This window comes from Streptomyces sp. NPDC058371 (genome assembly GCF_042723265.1).
Taxonomy (GTDB): Bacteria; Actinomycetota; Actinomycetes; order Streptomycetales; family Streptomycetaceae; genus Streptomyces.
This window is the reverse complement of the sequence record NZ_JBHXJC010000008.1, coordinates 103,630-126,225: the sequence shown is the minus strand read 5'-3', so window position 1 is coordinate 126,225 and position 22,596 is coordinate 103,630. Positions and strand designations below refer to the sequence as shown.

Annotated in this window: 21 protein-coding genes; 12 read left to right on the top strand and 9 right to left on the bottom strand. The window is 71.4% G+C overall.

Annotated features, from left to right (window positions below; genetic code table 11):
• Window positions 1–8 precede the first annotated feature (8 nt).
• The 7 genes from ribA to ACFWM2_RS23615 all read left to right on the top strand — a co-directional run bounded on the left by ribA (window position 9) and on the right by ACFWM2_RS23615 (window position 5,404).
• On the top strand, window positions 9–713 hold the full coding sequence (gene ribA, locus ACFWM2_RS23645) for a GTP cyclohydrolase II (RefSeq protein WP_383283229.1): 705 nt from the start codon (window positions 9–11) through the stop codon (window positions 711–713).
• On the top strand, window positions 710–2,419 hold the full coding sequence (locus tag ACFWM2_RS23640; RefSeq protein WP_383283227.1) for a WD40 repeat domain-containing protein: 1,710 nt from the start codon (window positions 710–712) through the stop codon (window positions 2,417–2,419). The genes ribA and ACFWM2_RS23640 overlap by 4 nt, the downstream gene beginning before the upstream one ends.
• Window positions 2,416–3,441, top strand: a complete 1,026-nt coding sequence (locus ACFWM2_RS23635; protein ID WP_383283224.1) for a formylglycine-generating enzyme family protein — start codon at window positions 2,416–2,418, stop codon at window positions 3,439–3,441. The genes ACFWM2_RS23640 and ACFWM2_RS23635 overlap by 4 nt, the downstream gene beginning before the upstream one ends.
• A gap of 52 nt (window positions 3,442–3,493) precedes the next feature.
• The gene (locus ACFWM2_RS23630; protein WP_383283221.1) at window positions 3,494–3,979 is read left to right on the top strand and encodes a dCMP deaminase; all 486 of its coding nucleotides are present in this window, start codon (window positions 3,494–3,496) and stop codon (window positions 3,977–3,979) included.
• Window positions 3,980–3,985: 6 nt separating this feature from the next.
• The gene (locus tag ACFWM2_RS23625; RefSeq protein WP_383283218.1) at window positions 3,986–4,441 is read left to right on the top strand and encodes a hypothetical protein; all 456 of its coding nucleotides are present in this window, start codon (window positions 3,986–3,988) and stop codon (window positions 4,439–4,441) included.
• A gap of 113 nt (window positions 4,442–4,554) precedes the next feature.
• On the top strand, window positions 4,555–4,701 hold the full coding sequence (locus ACFWM2_RS23620) for a hypothetical protein (RefSeq protein ID WP_383283215.1): 147 nt from the start codon (window positions 4,555–4,557) through the stop codon (window positions 4,699–4,701).
• 40 nt (window positions 4,702–4,741) lie between these two features.
• Entirely contained in the window at window positions 4,742–5,404 is a 663-nt protein-coding gene (locus ACFWM2_RS23615) for a thioesterase domain-containing protein (RefSeq protein WP_383283213.1), read from the top strand.
• A 38-nt stretch (window positions 5,405–5,442) separates the two neighbouring features.
• Here ACFWM2_RS23615 and ACFWM2_RS23610 read toward each other — a convergent pair whose 3' ends face one another.
• The 6 genes from ACFWM2_RS23610 to ACFWM2_RS23585 all read right to left on the bottom strand — a co-directional run bounded on the left by ACFWM2_RS23610 (window position 5,443) and on the right by ACFWM2_RS23585 (window position 12,352).
• The gene (locus ACFWM2_RS23610) at window positions 5,443–8,481 is read right to left on the bottom strand and encodes a BTAD domain-containing putative transcriptional regulator (RefSeq protein WP_383283210.1); all 3,039 of its coding nucleotides are present in this window, start codon (window positions 8,479–8,481) and stop codon (window positions 5,443–5,445) included.
• Between the two features lie 680 nt (window positions 8,482–9,161).
• The gene (locus ACFWM2_RS23605) at window positions 9,162–9,374 is read right to left on the bottom strand and encodes a hypothetical protein (protein ID WP_383283207.1); all 213 of its coding nucleotides are present in this window, start codon (window positions 9,372–9,374) and stop codon (window positions 9,162–9,164) included.
• A 337-nt stretch (window positions 9,375–9,711) separates the two neighbouring features.
• A complete protein-coding gene (locus ACFWM2_RS23600) occupies window positions 9,712–10,428 on the bottom strand; it encodes an ANTAR domain-containing protein (RefSeq protein ID WP_383283204.1) in 717 nt (238 codons plus the stop codon).
• Between the two features lie 78 nt (window positions 10,429–10,506).
• On the bottom strand, window positions 10,507–11,268 hold the full coding sequence (locus ACFWM2_RS23595; RefSeq protein ID WP_383283201.1) for an ANTAR domain-containing protein: 762 nt from the start codon (window positions 11,266–11,268) through the stop codon (window positions 10,507–10,509).
• Window positions 11,265–11,930, bottom strand: coding sequence for a hypothetical protein (locus tag ACFWM2_RS23590; RefSeq protein WP_383283199.1), 666 nt, complete (start codon window positions 11,928–11,930; stop codon window positions 11,265–11,267). Before ACFWM2_RS23590 ends, ACFWM2_RS23595 begins: the two co-directional genes overlap by 4 nt.
• Window positions 11,927–12,352, bottom strand: a complete 426-nt coding sequence (locus tag ACFWM2_RS23585) for an STAS domain-containing protein (protein ID WP_383283196.1) — start codon at window positions 12,350–12,352, stop codon at window positions 11,927–11,929. Before ACFWM2_RS23585 ends, ACFWM2_RS23590 begins: the two co-directional genes overlap by 4 nt.
• A 439-nt stretch (window positions 12,353–12,791) precedes the next feature.
• Between ACFWM2_RS23585 and ACFWM2_RS23580 the strand changes: the two genes are divergently transcribed.
• Both ACFWM2_RS23580 and ACFWM2_RS23575 read left to right on the top strand, forming a co-directional pair.
• Window positions 12,792–13,286 (top strand): Asp23/Gls24 family envelope stress response protein, encoded by a 495-nt coding sequence (locus ACFWM2_RS23580; protein WP_383283193.1) that lies wholly within the window; start codon window positions 12,792–12,794, stop codon window positions 13,284–13,286.
• Between the two features lie 190 nt (window positions 13,287–13,476).
• Entirely contained in the window at window positions 13,477–13,677 is a 201-nt protein-coding gene (locus ACFWM2_RS23575) for a hypothetical protein (RefSeq protein ID WP_383283190.1), read from the top strand.
• Between the two features lie 21 nt (window positions 13,678–13,698).
• On the opposite strand, the gene ACFWM2_RS23570 is transcribed toward ACFWM2_RS23575, so the two are convergent.
• Window positions 13,699–14,601: a helix-turn-helix domain-containing protein gene (locus ACFWM2_RS23570; RefSeq protein WP_383283187.1), complete on the bottom strand. Its 903-nt coding sequence runs from the start codon at window positions 14,599–14,601 to the stop codon at window positions 13,699–13,701.
• A gap of 864 nt (window positions 14,602–15,465) precedes the next feature.
• On the opposite strand from ACFWM2_RS23570, the gene ACFWM2_RS23565 reads away from it, so the two are divergent.
• The 3 genes from ACFWM2_RS23565 (at window position 15,466) to ACFWM2_RS23555 (ending at window position 18,636) form a co-directional block, all read left to right on the top strand.
• Complete coding sequence (locus ACFWM2_RS23565) at window positions 15,466–16,683, top strand: ice-binding family protein (RefSeq protein WP_383283184.1); 1,218 nt, start codon at window positions 15,466–15,468, stop codon at window positions 16,681–16,683.
• A gap of 263 nt (window positions 16,684–16,946) precedes the next feature.
• Window positions 16,947–17,540, top strand: a complete 594-nt coding sequence (locus ACFWM2_RS23560; RefSeq protein ID WP_383283182.1) for a DUF5819 family protein — start codon at window positions 16,947–16,949, stop codon at window positions 17,538–17,540.
• Entirely contained in the window at window positions 17,530–18,636 is a 1,107-nt protein-coding gene (locus ACFWM2_RS23555; protein ID WP_383283180.1) for an HTTM domain-containing protein, read from the top strand. Before ACFWM2_RS23560 ends, ACFWM2_RS23555 begins: the two co-directional genes overlap by 11 nt.
• A gap of 94 nt (window positions 18,637–18,730) precedes the next feature.
• On the opposite strand, the gene ACFWM2_RS23550 is transcribed toward ACFWM2_RS23555, so the two are convergent.
• The gene (locus ACFWM2_RS23550) at window positions 18,731–21,148 is read right to left on the bottom strand and encodes a phosphoketolase (protein WP_383283177.1); all 2,418 of its coding nucleotides are present in this window, start codon (window positions 21,146–21,148) and stop codon (window positions 18,731–18,733) included.
• A 599-nt stretch (window positions 21,149–21,747) separates the two neighbouring features.
• Window positions 21,748–22,497, bottom strand: coding sequence for an SDR family NAD(P)-dependent oxidoreductase (locus tag ACFWM2_RS23545; RefSeq protein WP_383283174.1), 750 nt, complete (start codon window positions 22,495–22,497; stop codon window positions 21,748–21,750).
• Window positions 22,498–22,596 lie beyond the last annotated feature (99 nt).

Sequence of the window (22,596 nt, the reverse complement as noted above, 5' to 3'; positions counted from 1 at the left end):
AAGAAATCATGCCCCACACACCCGGCGACACCCGTACCACCGACCTCCCGGCCGCCTCCGTGCCCGCGCTGCGCCACAGCGACGGCGCCGGTGACGCCCTGCCGCGGGCCGAGGTGCGCCAGACCGTACGCATCCCCCTGTACCCGGCGAAGGGCGACCCGATCACGGCCGGCGTCACGACCTTCCGCGGACTGGTGGACGGACGCGAGCACCTGGCGCTGCGGCTGGGCACCCTCCAGGACGACGTGCCGCTGGTGCGCGTGCACTCCGAGTGCCTGACCGGCGACCTGTTCGGCTCCGCCCGGTGCGACTGCGGTCCCCAGCTCCGCGAGGCGCTGCGCCTGATCGACACCGCTGGCGGCCTGCTGCTGTACCTGCGCCAGGAAGGACGTGGCATCGGCCTGTACAACAAGCTCGACGCGTACGGGCTGCAGGACCGGGGCCTGGACACCTATGAGGCCAACCGGGCCCTGGGGCTGGGCGAGGACATGCGCGACTACGCCGCGGCCGCCCAGATGCTGCGCGCCCTCGGCCACGACGAGATCGACCTGCTCACCAACAACCCCAACAAGTGCGAGCAACTGCGCCGGTACGGCATCCAGGTGCGGCGCACCGTCGCCACGGGCGTCTTCGCCAACCCGCACAACACCGGCTACCTGACGGCGAAGGTCGCCCGCACCGCTCACACCATCCGACTGGAGGAGTCAGCGTGATACGTCATCACGGCCCGATCAGCGGCGTCGCGGCCTTCGGCGGCGCGTACGTGGCCACGGCCGGCTACGACAACCACGTCATCCTGTGGGACGCGGCGCGCCGGGCGCCACTGGCCCGCGCCGTCCACGACCACCTGGCCAACCAGGTGGAGTTCAGCCCGGACGGCACGCTGCTGCTGACCTCGTCGAGCGACTACACCGCCCGGCTGTGGTCGGTGCCCGACCTGAAACTGCGAGCGGTCCTGAGCGAGCAGAAGGACGACGTCGAGATGTCGGTCTTCCACCCGACCCGGGAACTCGTCGCCACCGCCTCGCGGGACCACCTGGTACGCGTCTACGACTTCTCGGGCGCGCCGGTGGCCCGGTTCGAGGGCCACACCGCGGACGTCATCTCCGTTGCCTGGCTGGGCGATTGCGACGAGCTGCTCACCTCCAGCGACGACGGCACCGTCAAGCGCTGGTCGCTGGAGACCGGCGGCATGGTCGGCGAGGTCGACCTGGGCGGCGTGGAGACGGACACCATCGCGATCACCCGGGCCGGCGTGGTGTACGCGGGCAACGACGACGGCGAGATCATCACCATCGCCGACGGGCGCACCGGCAAGGCCCCGGCCCACGAGGCCGGCATCAAGCGCCTGGTGTACAACGCGGCCACCGACTCCCTGGTGAGCCTCAGCTACGACCGCACCCTGCGGGTGTGGGACGCCGCCGGCCCGGAGCCGGGTCTCCGGCTCGTCCACACCGCGGAGTTCCCCGCCGAGGTGTGGGCCCGCTCGTGCGCCTTCCTCGACGACTCCACGCTCGTCTTCGGCACCTTCGGCTCGTCCTACGCGGTGTACCGGATCACGGACGGCACGTGGGATCTGACCGGGGTCGAACCCACCGCGTGCGTCAACGCGGTCGTCACCACCGCCGACGGCGCGGTGTGGACGACCGGCGACGCGGGACTGGTGTGGGTGGACGGACGGCAGCAGGCCGCCACCGGCAGCCTGTGCAACTTCCTCGTGGAGGCCGGCGACCGGGTGCTGACCGGCGGTCAGCTCGGCCGGCTCTTCGACGCCCGCGACGGCCGCGTCCTGCACCAGCACCGCTCACCGCTGAACTGCGCGGCGGCCTTCACCCGTGACGGTGTGCCACATGTGGTGGTCGGCGCCTACACCGGCGAGGGCCTGGTGTTCGCCGTCCGCGAGGGACAGGAGCCCGAGCACGTCGCCACGCTGCCGCTGCACACCAACGCGGTCAAGGGCGTCGCCGTCTCCGGCGACACGCTGTTCGCCGTGTGCGCCGACGCCTCGGCTTCCTGGTTCTCCCTGGACACGTTCACCGAGACCGGCCGGGTCGACGAGGCCCACGCACGGATCGCCAACGGGTGCGCCGCGCTGCCGGGCGGCCGTTTCGCCAGCATCAGCCGCGACCTGACCCTGCGGCTCTGGGACGGGCACGCGAGCCGTACCGTGCCGACGCCGCACGACCACTCCATCAAGTGCGTGGCGGCCTCCGCGGACGGGCGGCTGGTGGCGACGGGGTCGTACGCGGGGACGGTGGCCGTGCACGACGTGACGACCGGGGACTGGCCGCACGTGGTGCGGCCCACCACGGCCGGCATCTCCAGCCTGCACTACGACGCCGCCCGCGGCCGGTTCCTCGCCTCGTCCTACGACGGCCGGATCTACCCGCTGGAGCCGGATCCGGAGCCGGCGGCATGACCACGGCCGAGGCCACGGCAGTCAACCCCAACGAGTTGGACGACCGGTCGGCGATGGGACTTCCCGCCGCCTTCACGGACCGCGTCGACCAGGACCGGTTGCGGCAGCTGACCGGCACGGTCGCGGGCCAGGACCCGCGGGAGCTGGCCCGGGGGGTGGAGGATCCGACGGCCGATCCGCTCCTGCGGCTGGCCGCGGGCCAGTTGCTGGCCCTGCTGGGCGATCCGCGCCTCGACCCCTTGGCACCGGCGATGGCGGACGTCCCGGCCGCGCGGGTGCGGCTGGGGCTGGCGGCGGACCGGGTCGACGCCGTCGCCGCGGCCTGGCGGCACGTGGGCGTGACCCGGGCGTGGATAGCGAAGGAGGCCCCGCAGTACGAGGCCGGGATCGCCGCCTTCCGGATCGCCCGCCATCCCGTGACGAACGCGGAGTACCGGCTGTTCCTGACCGAGAACCCGGGCGCCGGGCTGCCCACGTCCTGGCGGTTCGGCGTGTATCCGCCCCAGTTGGCCAACCACCCCGTGTGGAGCGTGTCTCCGCAGGACGCCGACGCCTACGCGGCCTGGCTCGCCCGGCGCACCGGGCGCGCCTTCCGGCTGCCGACCGAGGCGGAGTGGGAGTACGCGGCCTCGGGCGGCGACGGCCGTGCCTACCCGTGGGGCGAGGAGCCGGGCGAGGACCTGGCCAACACCGTGGAGTACGGCCCGCTGGCCACCACCCCGGTCGGCATGTATCCGGCCGGACGCAGCCCCTTCGGTGCGTACGACATGGCCGGCAACGTCGAGGAGTACGTCGCCGACGACTACCGGCCCTATCCCGGCGGGCGGTACGTGGACGACGACCTGTACGGCGAAGACGGCGTCACCTACCGGGTGGCGCGCGGGGGGAGCTTCACCCGCTACGTGGACCTGGCCCGCTGCCGCCGCCGTCACGGCTGGTACCGGCGGGACATCTACGCCATGGGGTTCCGTCTCGCCGAGACGCCGCCCGCCGAGGACACCGGAGCAGGTGACGCGCGGTGAGCCACTGTCCGCACCTCGCGCCCGCCCGGCCGGCGGGCCGGCGGGTGCCGCCGTGACGGCCCGGGGCGAGGGTCCCGGCACGGACCTGGAGTGGCTCCGGCGGGCGGTGGACCTCTCCCGCCACTGCCCGCCGTCGCCGACCGCGTACTCGGTCGGGGCCGTCCTGGTCGGCGCGGACGGCCGGGAGCTGTCCCGGGGTTACTCCCGCCAGGACGGCAGCCGGGTGCACGCCGAGCAGGCGGCGCTGCGCTCGCTGGGACCTCCCCGGCCCTCGCTGCGCGGGGCGACCCTGTACACCTCCCTGGAACCGTGTACGCGCCGGGCCTCCTCCCCGTCGCCGTGCGCGCGGCTCGTGCTGGCCGCGGGCGTCGGGCGGGTCGTGGTGGCGTGGCGGGAACCGCCGCTGTTCGTGGCGGACTGCACCGGCGTGGAGACGCTCCGCGCGGCCGGCGTCGAGGTGGTGTGCCGCGACGAACTGGCCGCGGCGGCACGGTCCGTGAACCGGCATCTGCTGTCGCCCGGCGCGGGGAGAGGGTGAGCGGGCATGCGTCTGCCGCCGCGCGCGGGGCCGGCCCCGCTGGTCGTGACCGGCCATCCGGTCGAGCAGCTCACCGATCCGGCGCCGGCCGCGCTGAGACAGCGGCTCGTCGACGCGGTCGCCGCGCTCGACGGGGTCCGCATCGGTCCCTCGTACGTGTGCGTACGAGGGACCTGCGCGTTCCAGCTCGCGCCGGTCCTGGCCCAGGGACCGGCCGAGGCGTTCCTGGCGGGCTCGGAGTTCGCGCACGCGCATCCGCCGTACGACGGGAGCGTTCACCTGATGCTGCCGTGCCGTTGGGCGGAGCCGGTGGTGGCGGCGGGCTGGGGCGTGGTCGTCGCACCGCGCGGTTCGCTGCTCGTCTACGGCCCGCGCGACGAGGCGGAGACGGCCGTCGTCCAGCACCTGCTCGCCGAGGCGTACTGGTTCGCACGCGGTGCCATGCCGCCTGGCACACCCTGACCGCACCGCTGACCTGCGGGTCGACCGGGCGGTATCGCACCGGGACGTAATCGGGATCTCTGCGTCGTACTGTCGTCGCGGATCGAGAACGGACAGCTCGAAAGGAACGCGACATGCGGTGGTTGGGACATGTAGCACTGGCCGTGGTCATGGCGGCCGTGATCGGCTGGGCGGGCACCACGACGGAATCCGCCGGCGCGCATGGCGCCCACGGACACAGTCAGGTTCTGGCCACCGATGTCGGCCCCACCGCCGACTGACGCCCGTGCCGCTGCGAGCCGGGAGGCGACCGTGCGGACGGTGAGCGGAGCGCGGTTCCCGCTGGTTCTGCTGCCGGGACCGGACACCTCGGTCACGGACGTGGCCCGCCTGGTGCGTACCCTGCCTGCCGCCCTCCGGCCGGTCGTTGTGCGCCCCGCGGCCGACGGGGCCCGCACCCGGGAATCGGTGCGCGCCCTGCCCGACCTGGTGGACGGGCTCGTCCGCCAGGTCCGCGACGCGGGCGTGAGCGACCCGTTCGCGCTGCACGGCTGGGGAGCCGGCGCCTACCTGGGGCTCGCGCTGGCCGGCGCGTTCGAGAGGGCGGTCGGGCACGCCGTGTGCACGACCCTGTTCGTGTCGGACGCGGCCGCTCCCGGCTGGGTTTCCGCGCGACTCGACTCGACGCCGTCGCCGGACGGCCTGCTGACGCAGGCCGTCCGGCGCACAGTCACCGAGAGCCGGCTGGTGGTCTGCACCGGCCAGGCGTCCGCGGGGATTCCCGCGGCCGGCCTGGAGCCGTGGTGCCGGCACTCCACCTCCGGCACGGAGTTCGTCACCCTGCCGCCCGGCTTCGGGACGGACCCGGCGTCGGCCCTCTCCCGGCTGATTGCCGCGCGGTTGCTCCCGGCTGCGGTCCGGGCGGCCCGGATGCCGGTGGCCCGGGTGTACGAGCCGGATGTCGCCGCCCGCTCGGGGCCTTGAGAGCCGCTCCCGTTGCGGTCGGCCCGCGTCCGGACGCGTCACGCTCCGGGCGCGGGGACCGGGTCCACCACCGCGTCCGGGGGCAGTGCCATCGCCGTGGCATGCTCGCGTGCCGCGCGGTCGTGCCAGTCGGCGGCGGCCGCATCCCCCAGCGTCCGCAAGGACTCGGCCAGCCCGCGGTGGGCCCGGACGGTCTCCGTCCGCAAGCCGATGGCCGTCGCCTGCTCCAGCGCCGTCCGGTGGCGGCCCACGGCGCGCCGGTGCTCTCCCTGCGCCCGGTCGACCCGGCCGAGCATGTTCTCGGCCGCGGCCTGCCGGGCCCGTGAGCCGTGGCCGCGGGCCAGGTCGAGCGCGGCCGTCCCGTGGTCGTGAGCAGTGTGGGGCCGTCCGGCCCGCAGTTCCGCCTCGGCCAGGTTGCACAGCACCAGGGACGTCAGCGCCGGCGCTCGCAGCGGTTCGCACAGCGCCCGGGCGCGGGTGAGGCAGTGGGCCGCGTCCTCGAGCCGCTCCAGGCCCAGATGGGCCAGCGACAGATTGGCCAGCGCGGTCACCTCGATACCCGCGTCACCCGTACTCCAGGCCAGTGCGGCGGCCCGCTGCCCGGCCCGCACGGCCTCGGGCAGTCGCCCCAGACGCTCCCGGGCGAAGCACAGGTTGGCCAGGGCCTGCGCCTCCTCCCGTGCGGAGCACAGCACGCGGTGCGCCTCACTCGCGCGTGCCAGATATTCGACGGCGTCCTCCAGCCGCCCCACGCTGGTGCACAGTACGCCGAGTCGGCTCAGGCAGGCCGCCTCGGTGCGGGGGTCGGCGAGGCCGGAGGCGATCGCCAGGGCCTCCTCGGAGGAGGCGATGCCCTCCTGGAACAGGTCGCGATGCCATTGGGCGACCGCCAGGTTGATCAGCGAAACGCAGAGCAGCTCGGGATCGCCCTGCTTGCGCGCGTTGTCGACCGCCAGGCGGGCCATCTGCTCGAAGTCGGAGAAATAGCTCTGGGTATGCAGGTAGAAGCCGATGCCGCGGCTGAGCCAGGCGGCGTGCCAGTGCAGGCCGTACTGGTCGGCGAGGTGGACCACGGCGACGACGTTGCGCCACTCCTGAGTGAACCACCGCTGCGCCTCCTGAGGCTCCGGGGGAGGCGTCTTCGTGCCGTCGTCGGCCGCCGGGGCGTTGCCGTAGCGCACCCGGCCGGGAAACAGGGCGTCGCATGCCCGTTCCAGTTCGGTCAGCATGCGCTCGGCCAGTCTCAGCACCGCGGCCTCCCGCTGCTCGGCTTCGTCCGCAGGCAGGGTCCGGGCGAAGCTGTGCACCAGGTCGTGGAAGGAGTACCGCCCGAACTCGAACTCCATCAGCAGGTGTACGTCCAGCAGGTACTCCAATATCCGCTCGGTGCTGTGCGGATCGGTGTCCAGGAGGGCGGCGGCGACGGGCGCCGCGAAACCGGTCCCCGGATGCAGGCTCAACAGCCGGAAATGGGCGCGGTGTTCGGGCTTCATGGCGTCGTACGACATGCGCAGGACCGTCGCGACGCTGCGGTCCCCGGACTCCAGTTCGCCCAGGATGCGGGTGTCGTCGCCGAGCCGCTCGGCCAGGTGGCGCAGCGTCCAGTGGGGGCGTTTGCGCAGCCGGGCGGCGGAGACCCGCAGGGCCAGCGGAAGCCGGCCGCAGAGCTGGACCAGGCTTGCGGTGGCGTCCGGTTCGGCGGCCACGCGGTCGGCGCCCAGGATGCGGCTCATCAGTTCGACGCTGTCCTCGTCGGTCAGCAGGCCCAGGGAGAGCTCTTGGGCGCCCTCCAGTTCGGGCAGCCCGACCCGGCTGGTGATCAGGACCAGACTGCCGGGGGAGGCGGGCAGCAGCGGGCGGACCTGCGCCGCGTCCGCCGCGTTGTCCAGGACCAGCAGAAGCCGGCGGTGGGCGCTGGTGACCCGCCACTGCGCGCAGCGGCTGAGCGAGTACTCGGCCACGGACTTCCCGGCCACCCCCATCGCCCGCAGCAGTACGCCGAGCGCTGTCCCCGGGGACAGCGGTTCCTCCCCCGGGGTGAACCCGCGCAGGTCGAGGTAGAGCTGCCCGTCGGGGTAGGAGTCGGCCAGCCGGTGTGCCGCGTGCACGGCCAGGGCCGTCTTACCGCTGCCGCCCATTCCGTCGACGACGAGGATGTGCGGGCTGGTGCGCTCGCCGGTGGCGGGGGGCGCAGCGGTGAGCCGGCGCATCTCCTCCTGGCGGCCGGTGAAGTCAGCCAGGTCGTACGGCAGCGTGCACGGAGCGGCCTCGGTGACCGCGAGCGGTGGCTCCTGGGTGTCCTGGGGGGCCGGCGGAGCGTCCAGCTCCGGGTCGCCGCGCAGGATCGCCTCGTACAGGGCGGCCAGTTTGGGGCCGGGGTCGATGCCGATCTCCTCCGCCAGTGAGATCCGCAGTCGCGTGTACTCCTCCAGCGCCTCCGTCTGCCGCCCGGCGCGGTAGAGGGCGAGCAGCAACTGGCCGCGGAGTACCTCCCCGTAGGGGTGCGCGGTGACGGCCTCGCGCAGTTCGCCGATGAGCCCGCTCGCCTCGCCCTGCTCGAGCCGCAGCTCGAAGCCCTGTTCGGTGGCGGCCAGGCGTCGCTCTTCCCAGGCGGCCGCCACGGCGTCGATGACGGGGCCGCCCGTGCCGCCGAGGACGGGGCCCCGCCACAGGTCCAGTCCGGCTTTCAGCTGCATGACAGCGTTGTCGGGAAGGCCTTCGGTACGCGCCTCCTGCGCCCGGCGCACCCTGATGTCGAACATCCGCAGGTCCAGTTGGCCGTCGCTGAGCACCGCGCGGTAGCCGGGCGGCTCGGTGGTGATGAGCTCGTGCCCGGAGGGCAGGCGCCGACGCAGTCCGGCGACCGCCTTGCGGATCTGGTGCACCGCCGTGGGCGGCGGCTCCTGGTCCCAGGCCGCCTGGATCAGCCGGGAGACGGGGACGACCCGTCCCGCCTCCAACAGCAGCATGGCCAGAACGCGTTCGTTGACGGGGCCACCAGGCTTGATCCGCCTCTCGCCGTCCCAGATCTCGAGGGGGCCAAGGACGTTGAAATGCACGTGGGGGGTGGTGTGCATGGTCGGTGCTCCAACTCATGGTGAGGCGCTACTGATTCCCCCGTAGGCCAGGCGGCCCCATTTGGCCTTTCTCGTTGCCCGTTGAACATATCTACCTTTCCACGGTCTGTAGTCGAACATGCACTGTCGGGGATCCGGGTTCTCCTCACTTCCGGCGCAGCTGAGCGGGCCTCAACAGCCGTGTGGCACCGGAAAGTTCGACCGCTCTGGGTGGTCCGGCCCGGCGACTCCGGTGGCACTCGTTCACGCGTGACGGTGAGGCGCCCCCGCGTGCGTTGCGGGACTTGTGCCCCAGCCGCTCCGGTACGACCTGGACGTCCGCCTAGGCCGGCAGCGCGAGCGTCGCCGACAGCTCACCGCCCGCCGGGCAGGCATCGGCGTGGGCCCCAAGTCGCTGTACCTGTCGGAGGCGATCGGCGGCCCGCCCCCTGACACTGATCGAGAACGCCGTCGAGCGGCAGCACAACACAGCCGACGACTCCGTGCGCCGCGGCGCCCGCACCGGCCTGCCCAACCCTTCCGAGTCGCACCTACGGCGGACCCACGAAACCAAGTCCCCTTCCGGCCGGAGTGAACTGCGGGACTGAGGACGGGACTTGGCGTCGGATCCCGCCGGGCCCGCGCATGGCGGTGCCGACGATCCGGACGACGAGTGGCCCAGCCCTGCGTCGTGCTGTCGGTCAGCGCACGGCGGCTTCGCTCGCCAACGTGGCGTCGACAAGGGGGAGTTCAGGGAGCTGGGCAGCGGGCGCCGGGGTGAACGCGGTCCTGGCGGGAGCGTCGGCCGGCGCGGCCGGTGGCGTCGGCAGGATGCGGTCCTCCCACCAGGACAGGCCCATCACGGTGGCGAGCAGGACGAAGGGGGCGGAAGCCGGAACGATCAGCGCGTACATATGTGTCGCCTGTCGTGAAATGCGTACGACGCGGCGGGCAGTCGAGGCGCGGTGCCCGCTTGGGGCGCATCGAGACCGCGCCGGAAGCGCGCAGCGACGGGGAGTGCGGGAGCGGCCCGTGCATGGCGGCAGGTACCGGCACTGATGCGCCAGGTGCGCCCCCAAGGAGCGCGAGAGGTGATCGACACTGCCGGGGGCCGGGGCCGTGTCTCGCACGCTAGCCTCCGCAACGACGCCTGAACAGACGGCAAGTGGCCATCCGGAGCCCCAGGACCGTACGGCACTCAAACTGTCGTACGGCCAAGTGCCCGGGGGCCGGCAGGGGGCGCGGCGGGGGTCAGGCGGCCAGGCCGGGGAGGGGCTCGGAGTCGTCGATGAAGGCACGGGCCACGTCGGACAGGCGCCGGTTGTGGGCGCGGGCGTAGCCGCGCAGTGCGGAGAAGGCCCGTTCCATGTCGATGTTCCGGCGTTCGGAGAGTTTGCCCTTGGCCTGTTCGATCAGTACGCGGCTGTTGAGCGCGGTCTGCAGCTGTTCGTTGAGGAGGGTGCTGCGCTCACTGGAGCGCTGTTGCAGCAGGCTGATCGTGGCGACGTCGGCCAGGGCCTGGGCGATGGGCGTGCCGGACGGGTCGAACGGACCGGGAGTGGTGCGGAAGAGGTTCAGGGCGCCGACGGTCTCGTCCCGCAGCCGCATCGGCAGGGCCTGGACGGCCCCGAACCCGCTGCGCTGGGCCGCCGTGGCGAAGCGCGGCCATCGGTCGACCTCCCGGCCGAGGTCGGGGACGATCACCGGCGTGCCGGTGCGGAAGCACTCCAGGCAGGGGCCTTCGTCGTTCTGGAGCTGGAAGAGTTCCAGCAGGCGCACCTGTTCGTCGGAGGCGGCCATCACGCGGAGTTTGCCGTCCCGGTCGGCGAGCAGCACCCCGGCGGCGCTCGCGTCGAGCATGCTCACACTGCGGTCGGTCAGCAGGCGCAGGAAGTCGATCAGGTCGAAGTCGGCGACCAGGTTGTCCGCCAGCTCGACGAAGGTCTTGGCCAGGAGTTGCTGATTCATCGTGACACCCTCGATTGGTACTGGTCCCGCCGGTATGAAGCGAGAAGTGCGGCGCGTTCGTCGGCCGGAGCCGACAGATCAGGTGCCGTCGTCGGACCGTCCGGGTTCGGTGTCGGGGGAGAAGCGGAGCCGGTGGGCCACCACGTCGGCGGCCACGTCGGCGAGCCGGCGTCCCTGCGTGTAGGAGTAGGCGCGGAGGCGGACGAAGGCCTCTTCGAGGCCGACGCCGAGCTGGACGGTGAGAATGCCGGTGGCCTGGTCGATCTCCGCCCGGTACCCGCCCAGGTTCTCGAAACCGTGCTCTGCCAGTGCCGCGTCGCCCCGCGCGCCGGTCTCGTCGATCCGCGCGTCGAGCAGGAGCAGCGTGGCGAGATCGGCGAACGCCAGCGCGTCGGCCAGTTCCTCGGCGGCCAGCACGGTGGGGACGTCGGCGTACAGGTCGAGGACTCCGGGGCAGATCGCCCCGATCTGCAGGGGGAGTGCGAAGACCGCGCGTGCTCCGGCGGCCAGTGCCGCGTCGGCGAACACGGTCCAGTCGTCCTGCAGCGCGCGGGCCAGCAGATCGGGCGTCAGGACCGCCGAGCCGTGTACGAAGGCGTCCACGCAGGGCCCCTGACCCAGGGTGAGCTGGAGCTCCTCCAGCTGTTCGCTGATGTCGTCGGTGCTGCACAGCGGGTGGCTCGCGGCGGTCCTGGACATCGCCGACACCCCGGCTCCGCCGACCGGCAGTGCGGCCACCGCCGCGGTGCACACATCGACCATGCCGACCCGGGCACCACGTCGGGCCGCCTGTTCGGCGACCAGTACCTGGACACGGGAAGAGCGGCTCCCGGACCTCATCCGCGCCACCGCGTCCAGGCGTCGTGCGCCAGGCCCTCCCTCCGCGCCGCGGCTCGTTCCCCGCGGGGGAGTACCAGCGCACGGAACGTGGTCCGGCCCGCCGGCCGCCACACCTCTCCCCTGTCCCGCCATCCCCAGGAGCGGAGCGCCGCGAGGGTCGGGTGATCGCCCTGATCCACCAAGGCGGCCCCGAGAGACGCCTGATGGCCGCTCAGCAGCCGTACCTGCAGTCGGCGGGCCGCATCATGGTCCCCCGGATGCGGGCGGACCAGGGTGCTCGTGATCGCGAAGGCCCCGCCGGACTCGGTGAGTTGCTCGATGCTCCGCGGCAGTGCTCCGTCGAAGCCGAGCCACCAGAAGCCGTCACTGGCCACGGGGAACCCGAAGGCGCATCCCATCAGATGGTCCGTCTCGGCGATCACCATGGCGAACCCCGGCCGCCGGATGTCGCCGGTGAGACGGTGCAGGAAGCCCTGGCGCTTGCGGCCGCGGTACGCCTCAGGGGTGGACGTCTCGCGGGAGTCGGTGTACAGATCCGCCAGCTCCTCGCCCATGCCCTGCGCCTGCCAGCGGTTCAGGCGGCGCAACCGGGCCGCGTTCAGGGTCGCCGGCTCGCCTGCCCGCGACGTGTTCGGCTGCTGCTGCTCCGGCTGGGCGTTCATCGCACCTCGCTCGACAGGGCAGCCACCAGCGAAACGATCCGGTGCGGTGCGCGGGGAGCGGCCGGGCCAGAGGCATCCCCGAGGGAGGGTGACGTCTGCCCGGGTGGCAGGGCGAGCAGCAGGAACCCGGAGCCGGTGAGGTCGAGGATCCGCCCCAGTGACTGCGGCGGGTTGTGCAGCCGTAGGCTCCCGCCGGCCTCCGTGGTCCGCTGCGCGGCGCAGAGGAAGGTGTTGAGGCCGGTGCAGTCGCAGAAGGTCACGGGGGTGAGGTCGACGTCGACGATGCGGATGCCGTCGCTCAGGCACCTGGTCAGTGCCGCGCGCAGCAGTGGTTCCGATTCCAGGTCGATCTCACCGGACAGGGTGATCAGTGCTCGGTTCCGTCGGTCATGACGGTAGATGGCGAGTTGTGGGAGGGGCATGACGCCTCGGTTCGGAAGACCATCCGGCAGCGAGGTGGGAACGCCGGGTTTCCCGGCCCCTCTTGGCGCGCTGTCGGCAGGGGCGTACGTTCGGCGGAGGCGGAGCGACGGCCGGTCCGAGGCCCTGTTCGCCAGGGCGGAGGACCCAGCCGGTTCTCCAGGGATGCGCCGGGTGACGGACGAAAGGTCCGCTTCCCGCAGCCATCTGTGTCGCGAAACGACAAGCCGCCTGGGTCTGGGACGCCTCCTCAGGAGCATAGTCCTCGCGTGCTGCGGCAGACGGTCCGCTGCCGCTCCGTCTCAAAGTGTGGGCGTCGGCACAGCGCGGTGACGCGCTCATGTCCGTTGCCCCGTACGGTACTTGGACCTGCGGCACGAGCGGCGGTGAACAGCCGCTCGGGTATGGCAGTCCGGCGACTGCCCGAGGAGGTGGCTTCGCATGACGGAGCCGAACGGTTCGATCCTGCCGACCCTTGGTCCTGCTGAGCCCCGCCCCGGCATGGGTACGACGCTGCAGGTCTCACGGCCCGGGCTTCAGGAACCGCCGGGGACCCGCGGCCGGACGACGATCGCGGACGGGGTGGTGGAGAAGATCGCCGGGATCGCCGCACGGGAGATCCCTGGAATCCACGCACTGGGCGGCGGATTCACCCGCACCGTGGGAGCCGTGCGCGACCGGGTCCCGGGCGGGCGCACCAGCGCGGGACGCGGCGTCAAGGCCGAGGTCGGCGAGAAACAGACCGCCATCGACCTCCAGGTCGTCGTCGCCTACGGCGTCGGCATCACCGAGGTCGCCGCCGAGGTCCGCGAGAACGTGATCGCAGCCGTGGAACGGATGACGGGCCTGGAAGTCGTCGAAGTCGACATCGCCGTCAACGACGTACACCTGCCGGACGAGGACACGCCGGGGACGGGCGAGGAACGGGCGCATTAGGGCTCGCGGTCGACCTGTGCGGGCGCGGCGGACCGGTCGACGGTGCCGTGTGCCGTGTCCTTGCTGAGTCCTCCTATGGTGGACGCGCGCCTTCGGGGTCGAGATGCCTCGGATCCCCTTTCCGAAGGGAGCGCGCTCTCCGTGATCGCAAGCTCGCGGAGCCACTCGACAGCCTGGAGGGCTGACGCACATGCCGTACCTGATCGTGGGACTGATGGGTGTCTTCGGCGGTGTCCGGGCGCTCGGGCTCCGTCGCCGGCAGCTCGGCGCGGCTCCGGCGTCCTCGTCGGTGATCCTGCGGCCGGCCGTTCTCGCCGCCCTCGCAGGGATCGCCATTGCCGGCGGGTTCTTCCTCCTGGCCGGCGGAATCCTGGCCCTCGTCCAGGGCTGAGCGCCCGGCCGGCCCGGTGAGCTATTCCCGTTCCGTGGAGGCACGGTCGCGGAGCGGGGAGTTCTCCGCGTCGATGTGGGTCTTGATGGTGTCGGCGATGAAGTGGCGGGTGCTGTCCGGATCGAGGGCCAGGGCCTGCAGGTGGGCGTACGTGGTGCCGTAGTGCTGCAGGTCGGATCGTTTCTCCAGGTAGACGTGGCTGGTGGACCCTTCCAGGTACACCACCCCCGCATCAGGACTGTCGGCGAACCTCAGGATGGAGAACTGCCCTGAAAGGCCGGGGTGGGCCCCCACGCCGTAGGGGAGGACCTGCACGGTGATGTGCGGCTCGGCGCCCAGTGCGTTCAGGTGCTCCAGTTGTTCGCGCATGATGTCGGGACCGCCGACGATGCGGTGCAGTACCGATTCGTCCAGGACGACCCACAGACGCAGCGGGCGGGCCGGGTGGTAGATCCGGTGCTGACGGCGCAACCGCACCCTCAGGCGGGTGGTGGCCTGTTCGACGGTGACCAGCGGGATCGTGTTCTCGATGACCGCGTGGGCGTAGGCGGGCGTCTGCAGCAGGCCCGGGATCACCGTGGGCTCGTAGGCATGGATGCAGACGGCGTCCGTCTCCAGGCCGATATAGGTGCTGTAGGGGAGGTCGCCGTAGGCATTCCACCAGCCCTGCTGCCCGGAGTCCTTGGCCATCCGCATCAGTGAGTCGACGACCTGCTGGTCCGTCACGCCGTAGATCGTGCACAGGTCGCGCACGTCGCGGGGGCTGATGGCGCGCTGGCCGTTCTCCAGCCGGCTGATCTTGGGCTGGGAGACGAGGAGCCGCTCGGCCACTTGTGTACTCGTCAGGCCGCTGGCCTTCCGCAGCCGGCGGAGCTCGGCTCCCAGATGGCGCTTTCCGACGGTGGGGTTGATGTTCGCCGCCACGAGCTGTGTGCCTCCGGCTCCCAGGGCCTCTGCTGGTGGGCAGCCTGCCAAGATCAGAATCAGTGAGCGCATTGTGTACTGCCCCGCCGCGGCCGTGCGCGATCGTCTGCCGGAGTTCACCTGTCCGGCGTAAGGGGGAAGTGAACTCGGCTCCATAGCGGGGGAGTTGGCGGGGCATGTCCATTGGCCATGGTTTCCCGAAGAGGCACGGACCACTTATGGCGCGAGGCCTTTTCACGCCCATCGGCGCCCTGGCGAATGAAGCGATGACTCCGGCATAAACACGCCGGAGTGACCCGTCGGGGCGAACGCACGCGAGAGTGAATCGGCCCGCAATTCAATATGACTGCGGCGAGTTCGGCGTGGGCCTGCTCATGTGCGGTGGCAACCCGCTTGTTCCTCCGCGGCCGCCCTGCGCCGAATGTGTGGGCGTTGCCGCGTGATCGAGGCAGGTGAAGTCGTCCTGCGGTGGCCGGCCGTGCGCGGTCGCTCGCGAGATCATCAGGTGATTCTCCACTGGTGACAGCCGTGAGGCGGTCGCTTCCGCCGCCCTCGTGCAGGTGCACCGAGCGGTCTTCCTCCGGTGCGCCCTCCCTTCCGCCGGCCGGCGACCGGCCGGCTCGTGGGGAGAGTTGTCCTCCGGTGAATTCCCTGTGTGCCTTTCCGGGCAGGGGGTCGACGCCATCCGGCCCATTAAGTATTCCTATGCACTTCGCAGTTGGCTCGCCGATTCCGGCGGAGTCACTTGGTGAAGCCCTCGTGGAATTTCTTCCTGCGTAATATGCCAACGACACAAAACAGGCGATTCCCTGCGACCGAGAACCGCCGCCAAGGCACTGCCCCCTCACAGGAGTTGGCCCCTCGATGACGCTGAATATCCCTGATGCGCCGCTGCGGCGCGCCATGTCGGTGTGGCTCGCGGCGATTGCGGCCGTGGCGATCGCCGCCGTCGTACTCGCGATGACGCCGACCCGCGCCAGCGCCGTTGCCACACCCGTATCTCTGGGTACGGCGAGCAGCTTCGCCGTACTGGCCGGTTCACAAGTCACCAACACCGGGCCCTCGTCGATCACCGGGGCACTCGGAGTGCACCCGGGAACGGCGATCATCGGATTCCCGCCCGGCACGGTGCTCGGGGCCCAGCACTCCGCGGACGCGGTGGCGCTCCAGGCCAAGAGCGACCTGGTGACGGCGTACAACGACGCCGCCGGACAGGCCCCGGACGTCACGTATCCCACCGCTCCCGATCCCGTGGAGCTCGGTGGCAGGACGCTGAACCCGGGGGTCTACAAGGCGCCCATCTCCGCGGGTATCACCGGCACGCTCACTCTTGACGCGCACGGCGACCCCAGTGCCGTATGGGTCTTCCAGATCGGTTCGACGCTGACGACGGCGTCCGGCAGCAACGTGTCCCTCGTCAACGGCGCCTCGCCGTGCAACGTGTACTGGCAGATCGGCAGCTCGGCCACCCTCGGCACCAACGGCACCTTCGTGGGCACCATCATGGCCCAGGAGTCGATCACCGTCACCACGGGAACGACCATCGACGGCAGGGCACTGGCCCGCACCGGCGCCGTGACGCTGGACAACAACACGATCAACCGGGGTACGTGTGCCGCCGGCGGCTCCGGTGGAACCACCGGTGGGCTGGTCACGGGCGGTGTGATCGCGGGTGCCACGTCAGGCGGCACCACAGCGGGCACCACGGGCAGCACCACGGTCGGTGCCATCGCCGGCGTGCCGACGGGTGGCGGAACCGGCGGTGTCCTGGGCGGCCTCCTCGGCGGCGTCCTGACGTCGGGCGGAACCACGGGTGGCGCCCTCGGCGGCCTCGTCGCGGGAGCTACTACGAGCGGCACCACGGGTGCCACCACCGGCGGTGGCAACGGTGGCGCGACAGGTGGCACCGGCCACCCCGGCCACGGCCACAAGCCCGGCGGCCATGACCACGGCCACAAGCCCGGCGGCCACGATCACGGTGGGAAGCCCGACGACCATGGATACGGCGGGGAGCAAGGCAAGCCCGGCGGGCCCGAGGGCTACGGCAGCGATCAAGCAGGTCACGACAGGAAATCTGCCTAGCTCCCGTTGAGCGGACAGGACGAGCGGCGCGCGACGGATCGTGGTCGATTCCGTCGCGCGCCGTTGGCGAAATCTCAGGAGAAGCAGTGAGAGAAGCCAGGACCGAAGGGCCGGGTGGGGCCGTGCAGGACGGCGTTGAAACGGTGGATGTCGATGAACCGGACCGGACCGGCGCTGAGCCGACAGCGCCAGGAGAACAAAGGGGGAAGGCCCTGGCGTTCCAAGGTCCTCCGAAGCCTCCGCCCCTCCTCCTGAAGGCGGGAGTGCGCGCCGCGGTGGTCGTGTGTCTGGCGACCGCGCTGGTCCATGTCCTCCTGGTGTTTCTGCACGTGGCTCCCCCGAACCCCGTCTCCCGGCAGTACAGCCGCCAGGTCAACGCATGGGTCTTCCCCCTCTTCGAGCAGAACTGGCGACTCTTCGCGCCGGACCCGGAGTCGGTCAACCGGCAGATCTCGGCACGGACCCTGCGCACGGCCCCGGACGGCAGCACCCGGGTGAGCGGCTGGTTCGACCTGACCGCCGTCGACAACGCCGCCGTGCGGCACAACCCCTTCCCGAGTCACACGACCCAGAACATGCTGCGGCGGGCCTGGAGCTCCTACCTCGACACCCACGGGGGTGACGACCGGCCACGCTCGCAACGGGCGCTGATGATGCAGCGCTACCTGGCCAACATCGCGGCGGAGCGCCTCGCCGCCCACTTGGGCGGCCCCGTCGAGCGCGTCCAGCTGCGGGTGATCACGGTGCCCATCGCCGCGCCCGCCGGGGCGAACGGCGCCGACCCGGCCGCCGCCGCCCCGAAGCCCGTGGAAACGCGGAACCTGCCCTGGTGGAAGGTGGACTCCCATGGAAACTGAGCAGCCACGCGCAGCGCATCGGCGTACTCCCGAAGGGGCGGACGCCGGCGTGCCGGAGCGGATCGGTGCGCTTCTCGGCGCCCTGACCGAGCGGCCGGTCTCCCTCTACGCCGCGGCGGTCCTGCGTATCGGATACGGGTTTCTCTATCTCGTCTTCCTGCTGCGGGAGTTTCCGAACCGCGAGGAGATCTGGGGTCCTGGTTCACCGTGGACGCCTGAGCTGGCGAGGCAGCTCTTCGACCAGACGGGGTGGGCCAGCATCCTGACCCTGTCGGACAACCGGGCCTATTTCGAGGCCTGTTACGCGCTGGCCCTCGTCACGTCCGTGCTGTTCCTGCTGGGCTGGCGGACCAGAGCGGTGTCCGTGCTGTTCGCCGTGGTGGTCGCGTCGTTCCACGCCAGGGCGATCTTCATGACCGACGGAGGGGACAACCTCATCCTCCTCATGGCCATGTACCTCGTCCTCACCGCCTGCGGCCGCCGCTGGTCCCTGGACGCGCGCAGAACCCGTCTCCGGGCCTCGGAGGGCAGGGCGGCGCGTACGCCGACGGGCCGGCGAGCGGCCGAGTTCCGCGCATCCCGCCACACCCTGACGGCGGTGCTGCACAACTGCGGCATGTTCGTCATCGCGGCCCAGGTCTGCTTCCTCTACGGCTCCGCGGGTCTCTACAAGGTGCAGGGCGGCTCGTGGGGGAACGGCACCGCCCTGCACTACGTCCTGAATCTCGACCTGTTCCGACCCTGGCCGGAGCTCTCCCTGATGGCGGACGAGCACGACGCGCTGATCGCTGTCGCCTGCTATCTGACCGTGCTGTTGCAGGTCGCGTTCCCGTTCGTCCTGTTCGGACGGCTCAAATACCCGGTCCTGACCATGCTGCTGGGCATGCACCTGGGCATCGCCGTACTCATGGGACTTCCGCTGTTCTCCGGCGCGATGATCATCGCGGACGCCGTGTTCCTGCCGGACCGCTTCTACAAGGCGTGCGGACGTCTGTGGCGGCGCACCGGCCGAGCGACGGACGGCGGAAGGGCACGGCTCTCGACGCGCGGAGACCGGGCACACGTGCCACCGCAGCTCACACCGTCGAGCCGCTGAGGGCCCCTGGGGTCTGTGCGGCGACAGCCCGCGGCGGGCTTCTGCGGGCCGTGGGGCGGGAAGCGCCGCGTGCGCGGTTCTGCCGCGCGGGTGGTCACTGGCTCCAGGTCCAGTCGGCGACCTCGGGCAGGTCGGCTCCATGGGTGCGGATCCAGTCGTGGTGGCGGTAGCGGACGTCGACCATCCGCTGCCGTAGTGCCGCCGCGCGGACCGCGAGGCCGGGCACCCGGTCGATGACGTCCATGACCAGCCGGTACCGGTCGAGGTCGTTGCGTACGACCATGTCGAACGGGGTCGTGGTGGTGCCCTCCTCCTTGTAACCGCGCACATGCAGGTGCGGGTGGTTGGCGCGGCGGTAGGCGAGCCGGTGGATCAGCCAGGGATAGCCGTGATACGCGAAGACGACGGGCTTGTCGGGGGTGAACAGCGCGTCGTACTCGCTGTCGGGCATGCCGTGCGGGTGTTCCTCCACGGGCAGCAGCCGGGCGATGTCGACGACGTTGACCACCCGCACCGCGAGCTCGGGCAGGTGCCGGCGGAGCAGCGAGGCCGCGGCCAGCACTTCGAGGGTGGGTACGTCGCCCGCGCAGGCGAGCACCACGTCGGGCTCGCCGGGGTCGGACTCGGTGCCCGCCCAGGCCCAGATCCCGGCGCCGCGGGCGCAGTGCGCGCGGGCGGCGTCGAGGTCGAGCCAGTCGAAGCAGGGCTGCTTGCCCGCGACGACGACGTTGACGTAGTCGCGGCTGCGCAGCACGTGATCCGCCACGGACAGCAGGGTGTTGGCGTCCGGGGGGTAGTAGACCCGCACGACCTCCGGCGACTTGTTGAGCACGTGGTCGACGAAGCCGGGGTCCTGGTGCGAGAAGCCGTTGTTGTCCTGGCGCCACACGTGCGAGGTGAGCAGGTAGTTGAGGGAGGCGATCGGGCGGCGCCAGGGGAGCCGGCGGGCCACGCGCAGCCACTTGATGTGCTGGTTCGCCATCGAGTCGACGATGTGGACGAAGGCCTCGTAGCAGGAGAACAGGCCGTGCCGCCCGGTGAGCAGATAGCCCTCCAGCCAGCCCTGGCAGGTGTGTTCGGAGAGGATCTCCATCACCCGGCCGCCGCGCTCCAGGTGTTCGTCCGTGGGCAGGACCTGCGCCTCCCACGCCTTGCCGCTCGACTCGTAGACGGCCTGGAGGCGGTTGGAGGCCGTCTCGTCCGGGCCGACCAGCCGGAAGTCGCGCCGCTCGCCCGTGTCGGCCATCACCTGCGCCAGCAGGTCGCCGAGGACGCGGGTCGGCTCATGCGCTGTCGCGCCGGGCTTGTCGACCGGGACGGCGAACCGCTCCAGGGGCGGGAGGGGCAGGTCGCGCAGCAGCAGACCGCCGTTGGTGTGCGGGTTGGCGCCCAGGCGGTGTGCGCCGTCTGGGACGCAGGCCAGGACCTGCTCCCGGGGGCGTCCGTGCTCGTCGAAGAGTTCCTCGGGCCGGTAGGAGCGCAGCCACTGCTCCAACTGCCGCAGGTGGTCCGGGTTTTCGCGTACGGCGGCAAGTGGCACCTGGTGCGCTCGCCAGGTGCCCTCCACCGGGAGGCCGTCGACCTCGGCGGGTCCGGTCCAGCCCTTGGGCGTGCGCAACACGATCACCGGCCACCGCGGGCGTTCGGCGGCGCCCTCCGTGCGGGCGGCGTGTTGGAAGGCGGCGATACGGTCCAGAGCCTCGTCCATGGCGCGCGCCATCGCCTGGTGGACGGCATGAGGGTCGTCCCCGGTGACATGGAGGGGCTCGTGGCCGTATCCCCTGAGGAGGGCGTCGAGTTCGGGCTCCGGTATCCGGGCCAGGACCGTCGGGTTGGCGATCTTGTAGCCGTTGAGGTGCAGGATCGGCAGGACGGCGCCGTCCCGTACCGGGTCGAGGAACTTGTTCGAGTGCCAGGAGGCGGCCAGCGGACCTGTCTCGGCCTCACCGTCACCGATCACGCAGGCCACCAGGAGTCCCGGGTTGTCGAACGCGGCCCCGTAGGCATGCGCGAGGGAGTAGCCCAGCTCGCCGCCCTCGTGGATCGACCCGGGGGTCTCGGGTGCGACATGGCTGGGGATGCCGCCCGGGAAGGAGAACTGCCGGAAGAGGTGGGCCATGCCGGCCGCGTCCCGCGTGATGTCCGGATACGTCTCGGTGTAGCTGCCTTCCAGCCAGGAGTTCGCCACCACGGCAGGTCCGCCGTGACCGGGCCCCCAGAGACAGATCGCGTCCAGGTCCCGTGCTTTCACGACCCTGTTGAGGTGGGTGTGGACGAGGTTCAGTCCCGGTGAGGTGCCCCAGTGGCCGAGCAGTCGCGGTTTGACGTGCTCGGGTGCCAGCGGCTCGGTCAGCAGGGGGTTGGACATGAGGTAGATCTGCCCGACGGCCAGGTAGTTCGCCGCCCGCCAGTGGGCGTCCAGCGCGCCCAGTTCCTCCTCGTCGAGGCGGTCGAGGCCGTCGCGGGTGCCGAGTGTGTAGAGGGAGCTCTCGGGAGGCGGGCGGAGTGGCATGACGAACCCTTCCTGCGCTGGTGTGGACTACCTGCGACTACGGCCGTACCGGCTTCCGCGGCCGCCGCCGTGCCGACCGCCACCGCCGAGCCCGCTCCTGGCGAAGCCGGTGATCCGGACGATCAGGAGTACGGCGGCGCCCCGCCAAAGGGTCTGCATCGTGCAGCCGAACCCGAACACCACCAGGATCAGCAGAAGGAGAAGAATCCATCACATCGCCGGGCCTCCAGATCGCGGAGTTTCCTCTGTTCCGCGGGGTCCGGGCGAATCGGGAAGGCGAAATGCGTCGTCCGAGGGACGGAGTGGCATGGCCCTACGCCGTGCTGTCAGTCAACGCCGGGTGACCTCCCTTGTCAACGGAGTGCCGCCGCGACCACCCCGTCCACGCACACGGCCCGCCGTCGACGGTGACGTGAACGGGGTGAGGTCGGCTTCCCATGCGACGAACGGCTTCCCATGCGACGAACGGCTTCCCATGCGACGAACGGCTTCGACTGTGAGGAACGGCTTCCACTGTGAGGAACGGCTTCCACTGTGAGGAACGGCTTCCAGTGAGGCGAACCGATCGCTCGCCTCCACCGTGATCGGCCGGACAGGCCCTAGCGGCCCAGGGCCGCACCCCCGTTGATGTGGAGGAGCTGGCCCGTGATGTAGCCGGCCTCGGGGGAGGACAGGTAGTGGATGGCGGCGGCGATCTCCGCGGGGCTGCCGGGGCGGCCGGTCAGGGACTGGGACACGCGGGAGGCGATGAACTCCGGGGTGGCGCGGTCGCCGAAGAACTCCGTGTCGCCGACGAAGCCCGGAGCGACCGCGTTCGCCGTGATGCCCTCGGGACCGAGGCGCTGGGCGAGGTCGTACGTGTAGGTGTTGATCCAGCCCTTCGAGCCGCCGTAGGAGCCGGGGCCGCGGAGGGAGGCGATGGACGAGACCTGGACGATGCGGGCGCCGGGGCGGCGCAGATGGGGGAGCAGGGCCTCGGTGAGCAGGACCGCGGTCAGCACGTTGGCGTCGAAGTTGCGGCGGTAGCTGTCAGCGACGGACTCAAGCGTGCCGTCGTGGGACGGGGCCACGTTGCCGCCCGCGTTGGCGACCACCACGTCGACGGGCGTCTCGTCGCCGGCGATGAACTCCGTTGCCGCGGTGACCTGTTCGGGGACGGAGAGGTCCGCCGCGTACCAGGTCGCCGTCGACTCGCCGTGCCGGGCGTCGAGTTCCTCCGCCGCCTTGCGCAGCACGTCGTCGCGCCGGCCGAGCAGCACCACCCGGTCGCCGTCCGCGGCGAACGCGTGCGCGGTCGCCAGGCCGATCCCGGTACCGCCGCCGGACACCACCACACGTCGCTGGATCATGGGCATCCGCTCTCGCCTCTCCCTCGTGCAGGTTCGCGTATGTGAACTGTGGTCATGTGTACGTATCGGGCGTGACGCTACGGAGGCTGTGAAGTGTCG